Origin of the sequence: Microcystis sp. M44BS1, assembly GCF_020244875.1 — a bacterium.
In the GTDB taxonomy this organism is placed as follows: Bacteria; Cyanobacteriota; Cyanobacteriia; order Cyanobacteriales; family Microcystaceae; genus Microcystis; species Microcystis panniformis.
In genome coordinates this window covers 13,829-29,813 of record NZ_JADBVM010000049.1, presented here as the reverse complement: position 1 = coordinate 29,813, position 15,985 = coordinate 13,829, and the positions used below count along the sequence as shown (strand labels likewise).

Annotated in this window: 18 protein-coding genes, 1 tRNA gene and 2 pseudogenes; 8 read left to right on the top strand and 13 right to left on the bottom strand. The window is 44.6% G+C overall.

Going from position 1 to position 15,985, the window contains the following annotated elements; genetic code table 11:
• The first annotated feature begins 437 nt into the window (after positions 1-437).
• On the top strand, positions 438-1,244 hold the full coding sequence (locus IM515_RS02935; RefSeq protein WP_043996589.1) for an MlaE family lipid ABC transporter permease subunit: 807 nt from the start codon (positions 438-440) through the stop codon (positions 1,242-1,244).
• Between the two features lie 235 nt (positions 1,245-1,479).
• Here IM515_RS02935 and IM515_RS02930 read toward each other — a convergent pair whose 3' ends face one another.
• The 5 genes and pseudogenes from IM515_RS02930 to ribH form a co-directional block, all read right to left on the bottom strand.
• Positions 1,480-2,727, bottom strand: coding sequence for a glutamate-5-semialdehyde dehydrogenase (locus IM515_RS02930; RefSeq protein ID WP_002767500.1), 1,248 nt, complete (start codon positions 2,725-2,727; stop codon positions 1,480-1,482).
• Positions 2,728-2,737: 10 nt separating this feature from the next.
• Positions 2,738-3,145 (bottom strand): hypothetical protein, encoded by a 408-nt coding sequence (locus IM515_RS02925; protein WP_002767499.1) that lies wholly within the window; start codon positions 3,143-3,145, stop codon positions 2,738-2,740.
• A 171-nt stretch (positions 3,146-3,316) separates the two neighbouring features.
• Positions 3,317-3,388 (bottom strand) — tRNA-Gly (locus IM515_RS02920).
• A gap of 74 nt (positions 3,389-3,462) precedes the next feature.
• Positions 3,463-3,759: pseudogene (locus tag IM515_RS02915) on the bottom strand (hypothetical protein); the annotation flags it as partial.
• A gap of 55 nt (positions 3,760-3,814) precedes the next feature.
• Entirely contained in the window at positions 3,815-4,360 is a 546-nt protein-coding gene (ribH, locus tag IM515_RS02910; protein ID WP_002767497.1) for a 6,7-dimethyl-8-ribityllumazine synthase, read from the bottom strand.
• A 27-nt stretch (positions 4,361-4,387) separates the two neighbouring features.
• On the opposite strand from ribH, the gene IM515_RS02905 reads away from it, so the two are divergent.
• Positions 4,388-4,531 (top strand): hypothetical protein, encoded by a 144-nt coding sequence (locus IM515_RS02905; protein WP_287633173.1) that lies wholly within the window; start codon positions 4,388-4,390, stop codon positions 4,529-4,531.
• Between the two features lie 21 nt (positions 4,532-4,552).
• On the opposite strand, the gene psbZ is transcribed toward IM515_RS02905, so the two are convergent.
• Complete coding sequence (gene psbZ / locus IM515_RS02900; RefSeq protein ID WP_002732865.1) at positions 4,553-4,741, bottom strand: photosystem II reaction center protein PsbZ; 189 nt, start codon at positions 4,739-4,741, stop codon at positions 4,553-4,555.
• Positions 4,742-5,264: 523 nt separating this feature from the next.
• On the opposite strand from psbZ, the gene IM515_RS02895 reads away from it, so the two are divergent.
• Complete coding sequence (locus tag IM515_RS02895; protein WP_287628152.1) at positions 5,265-7,964, top strand: CBS domain-containing protein; 2,700 nt, start codon at positions 5,265-5,267, stop codon at positions 7,962-7,964.
• Here IM515_RS02895 and IM515_RS02890 read toward each other — a convergent pair.
• Both IM515_RS02890 and rbp read right to left on the bottom strand, forming a co-directional pair.
• Complete coding sequence (locus tag IM515_RS02890; RefSeq protein WP_002733784.1) at positions 7,961-8,125, bottom strand: Asl3888 family RNA-binding protein; 165 nt, start codon at positions 8,123-8,125, stop codon at positions 7,961-7,963. The two genes, IM515_RS02895 and IM515_RS02890, sit on opposite strands and share 4 nt — an antisense overlap.
• 437 nt (positions 8,126-8,562) lie before the next feature.
• The gene (gene rbp / locus IM515_RS02885) at positions 8,563-8,856 is read right to left on the bottom strand and encodes an RNA-binding regulator (RefSeq protein WP_002767494.1); all 294 of its coding nucleotides are present in this window, start codon (positions 8,854-8,856) and stop codon (positions 8,563-8,565) included.
• A 241-nt stretch (positions 8,857-9,097) separates the two neighbouring features.
• Here rbp and pheS point away from each other — a divergent pair, with 241 nt between their 5' ends.
• From pheS to IM515_RS02870, 3 genes are all read left to right on the top strand, one after another.
• The gene (gene pheS, locus IM515_RS02880; RefSeq protein ID WP_287628150.1) at positions 9,098-10,102 is read left to right on the top strand and encodes a phenylalanine--tRNA ligase subunit alpha; all 1,005 of its coding nucleotides are present in this window, start codon (positions 9,098-9,100) and stop codon (positions 10,100-10,102) included.
• 13 nt (positions 10,103-10,115) lie between these two features.
• Positions 10,116-10,460: a DUF4870 domain-containing protein gene (locus tag IM515_RS02875; protein WP_287628149.1), complete on the top strand. Its 345-nt coding sequence runs from the start codon at positions 10,116-10,118 to the stop codon at positions 10,458-10,460.
• Positions 10,461-10,533: 73 nt separating this feature from the next.
• Positions 10,534-11,652 (top strand): NAD(P)/FAD-dependent oxidoreductase, encoded by a 1,119-nt coding sequence (locus IM515_RS02870; protein ID WP_287628148.1) that lies wholly within the window; start codon positions 10,534-10,536, stop codon positions 11,650-11,652.
• Positions 11,653-11,707: 55 nt separating this feature from the next.
• Here IM515_RS02870 and IM515_RS02865 read toward each other — a convergent pair whose 3' ends face one another.
• Positions 11,708-13,597: an RNA/DNA-binding domain-containing protein gene (locus tag IM515_RS02865; RefSeq protein WP_287628147.1), complete on the bottom strand. Its 1,890-nt coding sequence runs from the start codon at positions 13,595-13,597 to the stop codon at positions 11,708-11,710.
• A 219-nt stretch (positions 13,598-13,816) separates the two neighbouring features.
• Between IM515_RS02865 and IM515_RS02860 the strand changes: the two are divergent.
• Together IM515_RS02860 and cdd are read left to right on the top strand one after the other, a co-directional pair.
• Positions 13,817-14,018, top strand: a pseudogene (locus tag IM515_RS02860) (helix-turn-helix domain-containing protein); the annotation flags it as partial.
• The gene (cdd, locus tag IM515_RS02855; RefSeq protein WP_287628146.1) at positions 14,017-14,418 is read left to right on the top strand and encodes a cytidine deaminase; all 402 of its coding nucleotides are present in this window, start codon (positions 14,017-14,019) and stop codon (positions 14,416-14,418) included. The pseudogene IM515_RS02860 and the gene cdd, both read left to right, overlap by 2 nt.
• Before the next feature lie 75 nt (positions 14,419-14,493).
• Here cdd and IM515_RS02850 read toward each other — a convergent pair whose 3' ends face one another.
• From IM515_RS02850 to IM515_RS02835, 4 genes are read right to left on the bottom strand one after another with little or no spacing between them, the layout of a single operon-like run.
• The gene (locus tag IM515_RS02850; RefSeq protein WP_002767488.1) at positions 14,494-14,751 is read right to left on the bottom strand and encodes a hypothetical protein; all 258 of its coding nucleotides are present in this window, start codon (positions 14,749-14,751) and stop codon (positions 14,494-14,496) included.
• Entirely contained in the window at positions 14,738-15,010 is a 273-nt protein-coding gene (locus IM515_RS02845) for a BrnT family toxin (protein WP_287628145.1), read from the bottom strand. Before IM515_RS02845 ends, IM515_RS02850 begins: the two co-directional genes overlap by 14 nt.
• A gap of 59 nt (positions 15,011-15,069) precedes the next feature.
• The gene (locus IM515_RS02840; protein WP_052276054.1) at positions 15,070-15,420 is read right to left on the bottom strand and encodes a DUF5615 family PIN-like protein; all 351 of its coding nucleotides are present in this window, start codon (positions 15,418-15,420) and stop codon (positions 15,070-15,072) included.
• Positions 15,421-15,735 (bottom strand): DUF433 domain-containing protein, encoded by a 315-nt coding sequence (locus IM515_RS02835; protein ID WP_002793501.1) that lies wholly within the window; start codon positions 15,733-15,735, stop codon positions 15,421-15,423.
• Positions 15,736-15,985 lie beyond the last annotated feature (250 nt).

The following is a 15,985-nucleotide window of genomic DNA, read 5'->3' as shown; positions in this document are numbered from 1 at the left end:
TTTCCGAAAGTCCTTGACTTGTTTTAGTTTTTCTATTAAGCTCAACATATATTTGAAAGGTTGGCGGTCACTCCTCATTTTACCTGATAGTGATCGCTTTTACTTTTGATATTCTGATGGGAGAATGAAACAGCCCTACCCGACATCGGGGGGTAGGGGGAATAAATAATCAGTTTTTAATAACCAGATTTAGTATCAGTTCCTCTGAACTTAGATGTTCGGCTAAGTAAGCTTTCTTGAGCATTTTATCTCCTTGTCTTTACTCGTTTTATTATATAGCGTTTCCCAATCTCATGAGGTACACAAAAATCTTAACTCCTGACTCCTCAAAACCTAAGACTCTGTACCTCACAACTAGGGAAATTGCTATAACAGGATTTGGTATTAGAAGACAAAACAGGATAGACTTTTCTCTAGTCCGATCGATTTTGGGGACAATGAAGAATTTATTGGCGATTTTTAGCAAGGAATTAAGCTCTTGGTTTCGGCGCTGTTGGTTAGCGGTACTATTAACCGGCAGGGTTTTTTACTTCCTATTCACGCGCCAACCCGATTGGCGCGTCACCCAAGAACAAATGGTGGCAGCCGGGCCTGCTTCCCTGATTATTGCCATGATCACGGCCGCGGTGATCGGGATGATCTTTACTATCCAAGTGGCCCGGGAGTTCCAAGCCTTGGGTGCTGGCAGTATGGTGGGGGGAATTTTGGCCCTTGCTCTCGGTCGGGAACTCTGTCCGATTATGATGGCGATCGTGGTAGCCGGTCGGGTAGGATCAGCTTTTGCGGCGGAAATCGGTACCATGAAGGTGACAGAGCAGATCGACGCACTCTATATGCTCAAAACCGATCCCGTGGAATATCTGGTGCTGCCCCGTTTAATTGCTTGTTGTCTTATGGTTCCCGCTTTGAGTATTATGGCGTTGCTGATCGGTTTAGGTAGCGGTTTGCTGGTCGGCCAAAGTTTATACGGGATTGCTAATTCAGTTTTTCTCGACTCGGTTCGCGGTTTCCTGCGCGTGGGAGATGTGCTGAGTGGACCGGTTAAAGGGTTGGTTTTTGGGGCTTTAATCGCGATTATCGGCTGTAATTGGGGTTTAACGACCGATGGCGGTGCTAAGGGAGTCGGCCAAGCTACGACCGCGGCCGTAGTCACTATGCTCTTAGCGATTTTTGTATCTAATCTGCTGATGACTTGGATCTTGTTCCAAGGATCTGGCAATAGTTCGGTTTTGTTTGGACAGTAATTTCAGTTAAAAACTGTCATTTTCTCGCCATTGTTCTAATACTAAATCCAGTTATTAAAGACTGATTATTTATTCCTCCTACCCCCCCGATGTCGGGGGGCAGGGGGGGTTGCCTCTTGCCCCCGCCCCCCCCCGATGTCGTAGGGTTGATTCATGAATCAACCCTACCCCTACCCCCACGAAAAACTTTTTGCCGCAAACCCTAGCTAACTTAACAATACCCAGTTCACCAAAACTACCCCTGCACCACCTGTTTAAGGGTGGTAAAGGTTTCTAGGTTGATTAACCCCCGGCGCTGGCCTTTTTGGTTGGAAATGCCCAAAAACACCGATTCTCCCTGTTTGGGATTGCGATCAAATCGGGGTGAAGAATTGATATAAACTAAAGCACTATCGGACTCCATGGCGAATTGACGACTTTCTCGATAGGATTCGGTGACAATACAATCCGCGTGACCGCTACTATACTTATTAATCCAAGCGATCGCATCAGTGAGGGTATCCACTAACCTAAAGGCCACCGTTTTTTCTAAATAGGGTCTTTGCCAATCATTATCGGTAGCAATGGTTAAATGTTCGGGAAAATCCGCCGCTAATCGGGTATCTCCCCGCAATTTAAAGCCTTTTTCCTGCAAACTTTTAAACAAACGACTTAAAGTTGAAGAATTGTGATGGGGACTAATTAAAACTTTTTCGATCGCATTAACCGGATCGGGTATGCTGCCATGACTATCGATAATTACCTGACGAGCTAACTCCAAATCGCCACTAGGAGACCAATACAAATAACAGTTTCCCATGGCCGCACGCAAAACGGGAACCGTGGCCAATTGACTCACCTGACCGATTAAACTAGGGCGACCGTAGGGAATAATCAAATTAACATAATTTTCCTGGGTCACTAACTCCTCTAGGGAGGGACTACAATCACAGGGTAAACCACTCACACAATCCACCGGTAAACCCACATCTTCCAATGCTTCTTGGATAATTTCCGTAATCACTCCATCGGAATGACTAGAGGCATTGGAACCGCGAATAATCAAACTATTGCCACTTTTTAGGGAAAATCCCGCCGCTACCATCGCTAATTCGGGAAAACCTTCATAGACTAAGGCAATCACTCCTAAAGGCATTCTTTGGCAATAGGTTTGGGACGGATTAAGTTGATAGGCCGCGTTAATTACCTGTTGCAGCGGATCCGATGCTTCCGCTAGTTGTTGCAATACCTCCACCGTCGTCTCTAAACGTTCGGGAGTTAACCGTAACCAGCGAATCATTTGTTCTGAGACGGCCATCTCTCGACTGACTTCTAAATCGAGGGTATTGGCTTCTAAAATGCGATCAAAGCCAGTTTTAATGGCATTAGCGATCGCGATTACCCCGCGATTTCTTTCGTTGCCATTGAATTGACCTAGATACAGAAAAGCATTGTATGCTTGCTTAAAGATCGTCGGGGGGGTTTTGGGGGAACTTTCGATCATAGATTCTTGTCTAGCGTCGATAGGCTAACCAAAAGATGAATGCGGGCAAAATAACTAATAGCATAACTAGAATTGCCCCAAAAATCACGCTTACCCCCGGCGGTGATTTTAAAATTAAGGGTAGCCAAACGACCGATAATAACAGAATTATCCCCACCATCAGGGGTAATACCTCTTGTCCAAGGCGCTGATTGGTACTCACCCAACGAAATCCCGTCCAGCGCCAACTGCGTTTATAGGGATAGTGGGGGGCTAATTGTTCGATAATTTGACCGTTTTCCTGTAGCACAAATATCTGTTGACAGCGATCGCAGCCAAAGGCATCGGTCAATAAAATCGGGCATAATGTGCCTTTCCGACGACAGGGACAAGGATAGTCTTGGTGTTGGTCGATTTTGGTATATTTATGCGGTCGCACAAGCTAATTTTTTGTTTATAAATGGTTGTTTTTAGTCGCTCGTGGTCAATAGCTAAGGGATTCAATGGTTGCCCCAAATCCTCAACCCTATTGCACACGGATAATTCCCATCTTAAGGTATATCCCTAAATTATTCATCCTGACCTTAAGGTATATTTCAAGATTTTTCTAAGCGGGCAACGCGATTCGAACGCGCGACATTCACCTTGGCAAGGTGACGCTCTACCACTGAGCTATGCCCGCAAGCCGTTTTTTTACACTTCCCTAAGTATGCCAAATCTCAGAGCATTTGTCAAGTGGTTTGGAGCATTTTTTGACAATGATTCATCTTCTGGCAAATCCCCCAAACCGGTAATAGCTTCGAGAACCACTTCTATCTTAGCCTGTAGTCGGTTGAACTGATGTTCCAAACGATCAAAGCGCTTGTCAATGGCGGCGAATTTTTCATCCACTGCGGCGAATTTTTCATCTATATGCCGTTCCATAGCGTCAAAAGCTGCCGTAATCCGCCCCTCTGGTTCTAAATCTAATTCCAGAGTCTTGATTCTCTCGACAGCGTTGACTAATTGCCGTCTGAGTTGGTTAATATATTTGTTCTGTTCAGCTTCGCTCATCAGTGGAACTCCGGGAGTGGGGACAACTAAAATCCTAAATGCTGGGGGAATTTTCTTAGCCTTCCATCAGTGCCTGTTGGGGATTATTTTGCAATAATTCTAGGGGTTTATCTTCATCCCGGGGGCGCAATTGACGCATGAGACTAGCCATTTCTAGGGCAGATAGGCCATAATTCCAGCCCAAATTACTTTTAATACCGGCCCGTTCGAGGGCCTGTTGTAGAGTATCAGTGGTGAGAATACCGAAGACAACGGGAACACCTGTCTGAAAAGCAGCCGCAGCGATGCCTTTAGCAGCCTCGGCAGCAACGTAGTCAAAATGGGGCGTTTGGCCGCGAATAATTGCCCCTAGACAAATAACGGCATCGTAACGGTGGGAAAGGGCGACTTGACGGGCTACCATTGGCACTTCAAAGCTACCGGGTACCCAGATATAATCCACTTGCGTACCGTCGGGATTAACATCAACCCCGTGACGCTTGAGACAGTCTTGACAGCCTGATAACAGTTTATCAGTGACCAGATCATTAAAACGACCAATCACGATCGCAAAGCGCCAAGAGGATATATCCTCGGTAAAATTTCCCTCAAAAACAGTCATAGGTAGAAGGGGATAGGAGTGGGAATTATGAATTATGAATTGGGGAGTGGGGAAGTGGGGAAGTGGGGAAGTGGGGAAGTGGGGAAGTGGGGAAGTGGGGAAGTGGGGAAGTGGGGGAAGCTGTCTCATCACTCTATCACCCCAAAACCCTATCACCCTACCTCCTCCTGACTCCCGTTCCCCTGATCGAAACTAAATCACTAAAAAGTTTAAAATAGCGACGGCAACAACTAAAATCGCCCAAATTGCCGAACCTACATAGAGAAGGGGTTTCGATTGGTCCCAGTTTTGGGGGGAAGCATAGGCAACGGGGACACCAATCACCATCAGCAAGGAAAATAAAACTAGGGCAATGAGAAAAAATTGAAAGACAATAGACATGATTGGGTTCTCCTAAAACACTTGATATTAGATAATTCTCCCTGATATACTACCGTTCTCCAGAGTTATAGACAACTGAAGTTTTGGAAGGACTTGTTAAATGAGTGGTTTACTTCCGCTCAAAGAATAAGGACATCCAAGGTCTAAACGGCAAGACCTTTAGTTCATAGCCACAAGGCATTTGAACTTACTTTTGCACATATCCTAATTGACTACCTCGCTTGAAAGATCAACATCTTCGCTACTACCATATTTTTGAACCATTTAGGTTATGGATTTACGGGTTGCTTGCGCCCATCTTCAAGGTCATCGGCTCTCGGATGTATCCTGATTTTACCTCTTTTGGCGCAACTTACTCTCGCAGTTTTCAACCCTACCAAGTTTTGTTACTTAATGGAAATAAGAGATAGGGATTAGGGGATAGGTGGTGGGGAAATGGGGAAATTCAACTAATGCCCCAAAACCCTAAAACCCCAAAACCCCCAACCCCTAAACCCCAACCCCTAAAACCCCAAAAAAAACTATGGATTTAATTTTATGTCATCAAACGGCGGATTTTGACGCTTTGGGGGCAGCGGTGGGTTTATCGTTGCTGAAAGCGGGTAGTCGCATTGTGTTAACGGGGGGAGCGCACCCGACGGTGAGGGAATTTTTGGCCCTGCATCGGGATGAATTCGCTTTAATTGAACTGCGTAGTGTCAATCCGGCCCGTATTCGCTCTTTAATTATCGTTGATAATCAGTGGCGAGAGCGTCTGGGAAAAGCCTCCCAGTGGCTCGATTTAGGGCATTTACAGGCGATCGAATTGTATGATCATCATTTAGATAGTGAAAGCGATATTCATGCCTCTAGCGTCCATTTAGAAGCAGTGGGAGCCACCACGACTTTAATTGTCGAAGCTTTACAAAAAGCCCACATTCAACCAAACTCGATGGCAGCGACGGTAATGGCACTCGGTATTCACGTTGACACGGGTTCCCTGACTTTTGCCGGTAGTACCCCCAGGGATGCCTATGCTTTGGCTTGGTTAATGACCTGTGCTGCTAACATTAAAACGATCGCCCAATACTGTCAACCGAGTTTTTCCCCGCGCTTACAGGAGTTATTTAGCCTTGCTTGGGAAAATCTAGAGATTAAAACGATTTATGACCGTAAAATCGCCCACGTTCTTCTCCATACTGCCGATTTTATCCCGGGTTTGTCTAGTGTGGCCGAGCGCCTACTGGAATTATCCGATAGTGATGCGCTACTTTTTGGCCATAGTTATAGTAAAGACGAGGAAGATAATTCCCGACAGCGTTTAACTGTGATTGGTCGCTCTAGAATCGATGGGGTGAATCTATATCAGCTTTTTTCCCCCTATAACGGCGGTGGTCATGCTCAGGCCGCTTCGGTGAGTTTTCGCGATGTTCAGCCAGTTCAACAGTTAAACCAACTGCTGGGGGACTTAATTGCTCAAATTCCTCCTTCTCCCACTGCTAGGGATTTAATGTCTTCCCCAGTGCGAACAATTCGTCCCGATACTTCCATATCTCAAGCCGAGCGCATCCTTTTTCGTTACGGCCATTCGGGGTTATCGGTGGTAGATGAGCAGGATCGCTTAGTTGGAGTGATTTCTCGTCGTGACCTCGATTTAGCTCTCCATCACGGCTTTTCTCGCTCTCCTGTGAAGGGATACATGACTTGTAATCCGAAAACTATTACCCCCGACACTTCTCTTCAGGAAATCGAGTCGCTGATGGTAACGTATGATTTAGGGCGTTTACCTGTACTAGAAAATGGGCAGTTAGTCGGTATCGTCACTCGTACAGATGTATTAAGACAGATTCATCAAAATGAGCGGGTGCGTTTTGAAGGGGTTGCTTTGGTTTCCTGTCTTTTACCGACGATTAAAGAGCGTTTAGAGTCGATTTTATGGTCATTTCTGCAAGCTGCCGCCGCTGCCGCTCAAAAACGCGGTTGGCATCTCTATCTGGTTGGGGGTGCAGTGCGGGATTTATTATTAGCCACAGAAAGGGATACTTTACTGTTACAGGATATCGATTTAGTGGTGGATGGCTGCCATCGTGCCGCCGGTGTGGGTGCGGGGGTAGAATTGGCTAATTGTTTACGCGAAATTTATCCGGGGGCCCGGTTATCGATTCACGGGGAATTTCAGACGGCGGCTTTGTTATGGCACAAAGATGAGCGTTTTGGCTCGTTATGGGTGGATATCGCCACGGCACGCACGGAATTCTATCCCTATCCTGCCAGTAATCCCCAAGTGGAGGCTAGTTCGATTCGACAGGATTTGTATAGAAGGGATTTTACAATTAATGCTCTGGCAATTCGCCTAACTTCGCCGAAAGAGGGGGAATTACTCGACTTTTTTGGCGGTATGTTGGATTTACGCGCCCAAGAAATCCGGGTTCTCCACGCTAATAGTTTTATTGAGGATCCGACGCGCATCTATCGAGCGGTGCGTTTTGCCACTCGGTTAGGATTTGTTATTGAACCCTTGACAGAAAGCTATATTAGGTATGCGATCGAAAGTGGAGTTTATGAGCGCTCACGGCAACAAAATCAGAATGCACCCGCTTTACAGTCCCGTTTAAAAGCGGAGTTGAATTATATTTTAGAGGCGGATTACTGGGAAAGTGCCTTAGAAAAGTTGGCCGATTTGGGGGCTTTGCACTGTTTACACGGGGATTTAAGTTTAAATCGGGCTTTATGGCGACAATTGCGCTGTCTCAGTCGTTGGTTAGATTGTTTAAGTCTGGAATTGCCGGTAAATGCTTGGTTAATGCGGTTGGAATTATTAATCGCTTCTCTGGCTGTGGGGGCAAGAATAGCGATCGCTAATAATTTACAATTGCCCAAAGATACTGTGGAGCGTTTACAAAAACTAGAAGTTATGGAAAAGGAGATTAGCAATAATTTTGCTTATGATCGACCCGTCAGTCACATTGTCAGCTTTTTCAATGGTTATCAGGTTCCTAGTTTGTTACTGGTGGCGGTGAGGAGTCAGACTAGGATTCGGGGTTTAATCTGGCAATATTTAACTAAATGGTCGCAGATTGAGGCTCCTATCGACGGCAATGACCTTAAAGCTTTGGGTTATCAACCCGGTCCCCAGTTTAAACTATTACTTGCGGCGGTGTTGGGGGCGACTTTAGATGGAATAGTCAGCAATAAAAGCGAGGCTATGGCTTTTATTGCTAGTTTAACTAAGTCAGCAGATTAGGTATCGGCTGCCCCTTCATTTTCCGAAGATTGTCTTTGATCGCTGGAATAACCGCCTCTACCTCCTCTGGTGGTGGTACGATTAGAGGCAGCCCGGAATTGACGAGCGTAGGCGCGATTGCGTTCAGCTTTTTCTTTTTTCAAATTACGACGTTTGGCCACAAGAATCTCCTTGGGATATTAGATAGACAAGCGGGGAAACGAGCGATCGCTCCCCCTATTGACATTGACACTCTCCGCCCTAAAAGTGCGGAGATTCTTGGGCTGAATCCTGCCTCCACTAGCAACGCTAATTTTGGTCTTACGGTTTCATGTCTAGTCCGACTACACCGATAAGGCAAGCACTCTTATGGACTACTCCCCAAGCGTAAATTTCTGTGTGTCCCACAGTATTTAATTGTTTTGCGTTCTTACAGTTTGGACTTAATTGAACACCATTGACTGTTAGAAATTTTGAGATCACGGAGTAGGACGTTTAACCTGTTTCCTCACGTTCTCACGCTCGGAACCACCGACAAACATTCTCGCACAAAGCCGTCCTTTTAGGACGGGGTTTTCAACCCAAATTTCCGATAACCTAGAATGGTTACGATCAGGGATTAGTAGCGACGCTCCCGATTGCGATTGCCACCAGCGAAGGAAGATCTGGGTTCTTTTTCACGAGCTTGATTGACTTTTAATTCTCGTCCCATCCATTGAGCGCCGTCAAGAGCGGCAATAGCGGCCGATTCTTGCTCTGGGGTTTCCATTTCCACGAAAGCGAACCCGCGTTTTCTTCCCGTTTCCCGCTCCATGGGAAAGTGAACGCGCTTAATTGTACCATATTCGGTAAAAACTTCGACTACGTCGTTTTGGTCAACCTCGAAGGGGAGATTACCAACATAAATTGACATAAAAACTATCCTTGCACAGATAAAAACAACAGATTTGTAGAGAACCAAGATTTCGGGAACTAGCTGAACCAATACTAAACAGAAACGCTTTGACCATTAATACTGACAACGAGCCGCAGTGCCGACTTTTATTCTCGACTTCCATCGTAGCACATAGCTATTAGCTTTGATTGATTCTGCCTCTCCCGCCACCCGAGCAGATAAACTAGACTAGAATGCTGCCCTAGAAAATGCCCTAATTATGAGTTTATCCCCCCATCCGATCGAAACTGCCCTAAAAACCTTAGCAGGGAAAGCGGAAAATTCCATCGAAGAAACAACAACCCTAGAAGACTTGGAACAGCTAAGGGTGAATTATCTGGGTAAGAAAGGAGAATTATCGCAGATTTTACGCGAAATGGGCAAATTAAGCCCCGAAGATAGACCGCGCCTCGGTGCGATCGCTAATGAGGTCAAAGAATTAGTACAATCGCTGCTGGAATCCCGGCGAGAAAGTCTAAATAATGCCCAAATTCAAGCGAAATTAGCGGCGGAAACCCTCGATGTCACCCTACCTGCTCTTAGCCGTCCTTTAGGGCGAATTCACCCCTTAAATAGCACAGTTGATCGCATGATCGATATTTTCGTCGGTCTGGGTTACAGCATCGCCACTGGGCCGCAGGTAGAAAGCGATTATTATAATTTTGAGGCTTTAAATATCCCTGCTGACCATCCGGCCCGGGATATGCAGGATACTTTTTTCTTGAGGGATGGTCGTTTATTGCGGACCCATACCTCCCCGGTCCAAATTCGCTACATGGAAAGTCACGAACCCCCGATTCGGATTGTGGCCCCGGGCCGGGTTTATCGTCGCGATACCGTGGATGCAACCCATTCCGCGGTTTTCCATCAAGTGGAATTATTAGCGGTGGACCGGGGATTAACTTTTACGGATTTGAAAGGAACAATTAAAGAATTTCTTAAGCAAATGTTTGGGGCCGATTTACCAGTTAAATTCCGCGCTTCCTACTTCCCTTTTACCGAACCCTCGGCCGAGGTAGATGTACAGTGGAAAGGCAAATGGTTGGAGGTGATGGGCTGTGGTATGGTGGATCCCAATGTCTTAAAAGCAGTCGGTTATGACCCCCAACTCTATACGGGTTTTGCTGCTGGTTTTGGCGTGGAAAGATTTGCTATGGTATTACATGAGATAGACGATATTCGCCGTTGTTATAATAGCGATATCCGCTTTCTCCGACAATTTTAGGGGGATAAACCCGATGGTCATGAGTGAAGATTTAACCAAAAAAAGACTCCTATCCGTGGCTTGTCACGCTTCGATCTTTTTGAGTGCTACGCTGGTATCGGTGGGGATTCCCTTAGCTATTTATTTCATTTCTGATGATGGAACGGTGAAGGAAAACGCCAAAGAAGCTTTAAACTTTCACCTGAATATGTGGTTATACTACCTAATTGCCGGGATTCTAATTTGGGTTTTAATCGGTTATTTGCTCTTACCGATTCTTGCTGTGGTGAATATTGTTCTCCCCATTCTTGCTATTCTGCAAGTCTGGAACGATGCTTATAAGGTTTTCCGTTATCCTTTTATTTTCCGGGTTCTGTAATTAATGATTGGGGTTGAACAGATTTCAACCCTTTTTAGTCCTATTCCCACTAGAAAAATAGCCTCTGGAGTTTATGACTAAAATTGTCATCATCGGTGCGGGGATAGTGGGGGCCACCATTGCCTACGAATTAAGCGCCATCGAAGGATTAGAAATTACCCTCATCGATGAAAAAAAACCGGGACAAGGAGCAACCGGGGCAGCTTTAGGGATTTTAATGGGGATTATCAGCCATAAAACTAAAGGTAGAGCCTGGAAACTGCGGCAAGAAAGTTTAAAACGTTACGAAACCCTCCTTCCTGAGCTAGAATCCCTCACCGGACTGACTATTCCCTGTTACCGTGATGGCATTGTCCTCCTGCGATCGAGTGCCGAAGACGAAGAAAATTGGCGCAAGTTAGCCCAAATCCGCCAAGAACAGGGATATTGTCTAGAAATCTGGGATAAAGAGACTTTAAACCAAAAATGTCCCCAAGTGGCCAGCGAGCATCTCCAGGGTGCCATCTATTCTCCCAGGGATCATCAAATTAATCCGGTCCTGCTCACGGAGGCTCTCGTCGCTGCTGCGGCAAGAAGGGGGGTTAAATGTCAATTTGGGGTAAAAGTTGAAAATTTCGGGAAGACAGAGCTTCATGGCTCTAATTTGAGGCAATGTACCCAGGTTTATAGTTCCAATGGTATAGAGGAAAGCGACTTTTTGATTCTTTCTGCGGGAATCGGTTCCACTGCTTTAACTGAAACTCTTAGCCATCCAGTGGAGATTCGACCAGTTTTAGGGCAAGCTTTGCAGATAAAATTGACGCAGCCCTTAGAAAGTTCCGATTTTAAGCCGATTTTAACGGGAAATGACCTGCATATTCTGCCTTTGGCTGGAGCGGAATACTGGATTGGAGCAACGGTGGAATTTATGGACGAAAAGGGCGAAATTATCCCCGATACTGCTCTGTTAGAGCAAGTGTATCAAAAAGCGATCGCTTTTTGTCCCTCTTTGGCTGCGGGTGCGATCGTGCGTACTTGGTCTGGTAAGCGACCGCGACCGGAGAAAAAATCCGCTCCCATCATCGAATATTTGCCCGGATACGATAACGTTATTCTGGCCTCGGGACACTACCGCAACGGGGTTTTATTGGCCCCTGCTACCGCTCAAATGGTCAGGGAAATGTTAAGTGGTAAGTTAGGTATCGATCGCTAAATTAGTGGCTTGCCGATGTAGTCCCCTTAATCTCTCGGATTTGAGGAGCGGGTGTTTACTCATCTTGCGCTGATAGGAAATGCGATCGAGATACTGTTCGATAAGCTTGTTGAGGATGGTTCCTTAGTTGGGGGTGTTTAAGCTCCAGCAATCTCTCATCTATCATCGGGTTGACATAGTGATTACGAATAGTATCAGGTTCTCTTCCGAGCAGTTGAGCTAATGTTCCGAGGGGTAGATATTGTTGGGAGCATAGTTCAAGAATCACTTTTCGTACCGAGTCTTTACTAATGCGGCCTTTTCTGCGTATGGGTTCAGCAATTGCCTCTAACTGTTGGTAATGTTCGGAGCTTGGTGGGTAATGTTCGGAGCTTGGTGGGTAATGTTCGGAGCTTGGTGGGTAATGTTCGGAGCTTGGTGGGTAATGTTCGGAGCTTGGTAATAGAGAAAGTTGCGCTGAAAAATTCTGGTTCGGTAGGGTGTAGCGTGTTCCCCGACACTTACCTGACTGGTGTAACCAGCCATTTTGAACTAAATTACGAAGGCGTTCGCTAATATCTCTGGGATGTTCTGATCGATAACGCTGAATGTCAGTATTACTAATTTCCTCAAACTGATGCGCTAATACTAATATTATCCTATCAAGATCACCTAACTGACGGTAAGCATCCCCGATAATCCTTTTTAATTCCACTTCAACTGCTTCGGGAATAAAACTTGTCATCGGTAAATTAACAGATGTAACTTCTAGGTCAAGTTTTTCCGAAACTAGGGGACTCAACCATTGTTGTTCTTTCCAAGCACGAAGAATTTTCCCAAATCCAGAGCCAGCTTTTTCACCTAATCCGAGCATTTGAAACATTTTTTGTAGATGAGGATTACGAGGATCGCTAGTACCGCCTTCATAGAGACGCTGTAGGGGAATTCTCAGACGACCGGGATTAGAAAACAGATAGCCATCGATAGATTTTACCACCTTTATAGGCCGTGACGACTGGTGATCGGCGTGGATTAAAGTATTAACTAAAGCCTCTCTTAAAGCTTCATGAACATGGGTTTCATCTTTACGAACGGCATCTTTGTCTAATTGAAAAGGAACATCTAAATTATTAATTAATCTGCCATAAACACGATAATAAGAGTTAAGTAAATTAGCTTCCCATTTACCATCAAGAGTTAAGCGATATGTCCATCTTTTTTCAGGATCGTCAGAGAATTTTTCCTGATAGTCGAGACTATAATGGGGGAAAGCATCTAAAATACTGCGTTCTCGTCCAAACATGAGTAAACCCGCTACAGTTAATCCTTCTTTGCTAGAATTTCTATCTCGTCGCCATCCTCCTAACTGATGGAGTAATTGTTGATCATTGTATGCTAACCAAGGATGATCGGGTTCGCGATTGCTGAACCGTTGGCGAAATACTTTCAGAGTATCAGGATCAATATCGTTGAGATTAAAATTATCTAAAACTTGAAAATCTTGAGGTTCATTGCTGGCATCGCGAAACATTTGCTCTATTTCCTCCTTATGACAGCGATAATCTCCCTCATAATTTCGCTTATATGTACCAGTCATTGGGTTATTGTTAATATATACAGGACGCTGAGTTCGGGTAGCTCTAGGAATATGAATAATGAGAAGCTGATATTCATTAATCTTTTTAACTTCTACGTCTGAATTAGAACAGATAGATATATTCAGTTTTTGTCGGTTGTTGTGGTTATCCCAAAACTCTTGTTGAAGATTTTTAGGGTTACGCACTCCTGTAATTTCTAATCTAGGTTTTTTTTCGCTAACACCCAAAATAATGTAACCGCCATCGGTATTAGCGAAAGCTGAAAGAGTTTCCCAAATGTCTTTTGGCAAGCCTCCCTCGGCTGATTTAAACTCATATTCTTGGTCTTCTCCAATATCAATTTGCTGCAGTAGTGTGTCAATTTCCATGCTAAAATTCGGCGATAAATTTATGGATGCAGTTTTTGCTGTGAAAATGAGCAACTAGCCTGAGTTCGAGGTCGGCTAAAACTCTGAGACTATCTTCGACTGAAAGTTCGATGTAGAAGTCATGGTAAAAGATACTTAAACAAAACTGATCTTAAATCGCCAATTCAAAAATGAAACGCACGACTCCTTAAGAGTTGACAGAGAAAGGCTCATGAGGTATTGTCGGATCAATGCAACAACAAATCCCAAAAACTAAGCTACCAACATCTTAACATAGAACAAAGAAACTTACTCTACCAACCTAGTCAAGAGGGAAATTTATCTCAACGGCAAATGGCCGTCTTGCTCGGATGTCATCAAAGCACGACCAAACCGATAATTAAGAAGTAATCAAAGTTCCCTCGGATGTTATCTAGCCGATGACCCTATCTGAACAAGAAAGACAACAACTCTGTGACACTGCTCGGGAAGTGGCGAAACTTTCCTATTCTCCCTATTCCCGTTTTCGAGTGGGGGCAGCGGTCTTGACAAATAAAAAGATTTATGCTGGTACTAATGTAGAGAACGCGAGTTATGGCTTGAGTTTGTGCGCGGAAAGGGCAACTTTAGCGCAAATAATCGCAGCGGGCGATCGAGAAATACGGGCGATCGCTATAGCCTGTATCGATGGGAAGGATGATATTAGTCAGTTAACTCCCTGCGGAGCCTGTCGTCAATGGATAGCCGAATTAGCACCGCAAGCGGAGATTATTATCTGTGGAACTCAGCAAAATTATTGTTTTAATCTCTCGGATTTACTGCCTTTTTCCTTTGGTTTTTAACTGTGGGTAAAGTATAGGGTTTAAGGTGCTACAACGCTATCGCCTTGAGGCACTTTTGACTATTTAGCAATCGTTTTAATCTTCGGCTACCTCTGAATTTTTAGCCGCTGCCGTTGGAGCAAGAGCCTGATTATCTCGCATCACTCTAATTAAGAATCGTAGTGCCTCATTAACTGCATCAGCACTAGGAAACATTTCTGCGACATCAGGTTCTAACCGTACAGTAACTCCAGCAAAACTTTTTCTTCCAGGGCCTAACTTTCTGACTCGAAGGCTCTTGAAGTCATACTCTGCGCGTAAATCATCTTCCATTCCTGACTTATCCCTGTTCATAGGTTTCTCGCTCGGTTTTTGTCACTTCTCTTGCGCTAATGAGGCGTATTAAGTTACCCCTTTCGGTATAGGATATAATCAACAATCGTCCTCGGTTTGACTGTCCAACGAGAAGATAACGATCCTCATCTTCAGAATGCTCTGGATCGTAGAAGTCAACATAGAGAGGATCATCAAAAACAGTTTTTGCCTCCTCAAATGAGACTTCGTGCTTTGATAGATTGCGTTCTGCCTTATTTTTATCCCAGTCAAACTGCATAAAGCCATTATACTGCTACTCACTGAAACTGATGGCACATTTTTGATATGTTTTGTCTATTACTTGAACGGGATATATTCAACTGTATTGAGCCATTCGTCAGGTTCAGAAGCCTTAGCAATCAATTCTAAATCCTTGACAAATTGACCAATAGTGCCTCCAAGTTGATGACCAAAAATTAAACCTGAAAACGGTTTGCCTGTTAGTTGCCAAGTTTCCGCTAAAACTCTAAAGCGAATGTCTTGGGTAAAGAGAATGCGCTTAAGCTCAGTTACTCTTAGCAAAAGTTGATCATCAGGTAGTTGTTCGGTTCCGTCTTCAAATGCTGTTAATACATCTATGCCTCGGCGACGCAACTGTTCGGTAATTGCCTGGGGAACGTGAACATCCATGTACAAAGCAATAGTCATTTACAGTAGCCCTTTGGCTTTCATACGAATATAAAAAGGCGACTTGGCAGCTTGATTAGTCATATTTTCTTGTACTTGTTGCCATTCCATTGTGATTTCTTGGTCAATTTCTTCTTGATGGTCAAAATAGTAACCCATGGCTGCATGAGCTTCGGCTAGGGTTAAATAAAGGTGTTGACGACAGATTTCTTCTACAGACCAACCATAGGCGATGTAGTCCATGACAATTTGAGCAACGCGGATACGCGGTAATCTTTGTAAATGTGCGGGTTGGTCGTCACTTTTTTCTATGTGTGGATAGGATAGAGCTAACATAGGGCCTCTAGTTAATTGACTTGACCTATTCTAACAGTTTTAGGCGTTGCTGAATCAAGATATGAATGCTAATTGTGCATCCTATCCACAACCAACGCTGAGGACTAGGTTTGAAAAATTGTCTAGGGGACAATTCATACTTAAAATCAGCAAAGCCGTTTCCCGTTCAAGAGACGCATTACACTTAGTTAATATACTACAAGCTCGGCACAGTATTAGGCAGCGCCTTCGGTATTGTACTGAAAACGTC

Bases quoted from the DNA above. Each gene is read 5' to 3' on its own strand.
- IM515_RS02930 (WP_002767500.1), bottom strand. From the start codon at position 2,727: ATGATCGAAAGTTCCCCCAAAACCCCCCCGACGATCTTTAAGCAAGCA.
- IM515_RS02895 (WP_287628152.1), top strand. From the start codon at position 5,265: ATGGATTTAATTTTATGTCATCAAACGGCGGATTTTGACGCTTTGGGG.
- ribH (WP_002767497.1), bottom strand. From the start codon at position 4,360: ATGACTGTTTTTGAGGGAAATTTTACCGAGGATATATCCTCTTGGCGC.
- IM515_RS02865 (WP_287628147.1), bottom strand. From the start codon at position 13,597: ATGGAAATTGACACACTACTGCAGCAAATTGATATTGGAGAAGACCAA.
- rbp (WP_002767494.1), bottom strand. From the start codon at position 8,856: ATGTCAATTTATGTTGGTAATCTCCCCTTCGAGGTTGACCAAAACGAC.
- IM515_RS02875 (WP_287628149.1), top strand. From the start codon at position 10,116: ATGGTCATGAGTGAAGATTTAACCAAAAAAAGACTCCTATCCGTGGCT.
- IM515_RS02835 (WP_002793501.1), bottom strand. From the start codon at position 15,735: ATGTTAGCTCTATCCTATCCACACATAGAAAAAAGTGACGACCAACCC.
- IM515_RS02850 (WP_002767488.1), bottom strand. From the start codon at position 14,751: ATGAACAGGGATAAGTCAGGAATGGAAGATGATTTACGCGCAGAGTAT.
- IM515_RS02870 (WP_287628148.1), top strand. From the start codon at position 10,534: ATGACTAAAATTGTCATCATCGGTGCGGGGATAGTGGGGGCCACCATT.
- psbZ (WP_002732865.1), bottom strand. From the start codon at position 4,741: ATGTCTATTGTCTTTCAATTTTTTCTCATTGCCCTAGTTTTATTTTCC.
- cdd (WP_287628146.1), top strand. From the start codon at position 14,017: ATGACCCTATCTGAACAAGAAAGACAACAACTCTGTGACACTGCTCGG.
- pheS (WP_287628150.1), top strand. From the start codon at position 9,098: ATGAGTTTATCCCCCCATCCGATCGAAACTGCCCTAAAAACCTTAGCA.
- IM515_RS02935 (WP_043996589.1), top strand. From the start codon at position 438: ATGAAGAATTTATTGGCGATTTTTAGCAAGGAATTAAGCTCTTGGTTT.
- IM515_RS02905 (WP_287633173.1), top strand. From the start codon at position 4,388: ATGAATTATGAATTGGGGAGTGGGGAAGTGGGGAAGTGGGGAAGTGGG.
- IM515_RS02840 (WP_052276054.1), bottom strand. From the start codon at position 15,420: ATGACTATTGCTTTGTACATGGATGTTCACGTTCCCCAGGCAATTACC.
- IM515_RS02845 (WP_287628145.1), bottom strand. From the start codon at position 15,010: ATGCAGTTTGACTGGGATAAAAATAAGGCAGAACGCAATCTATCAAAG.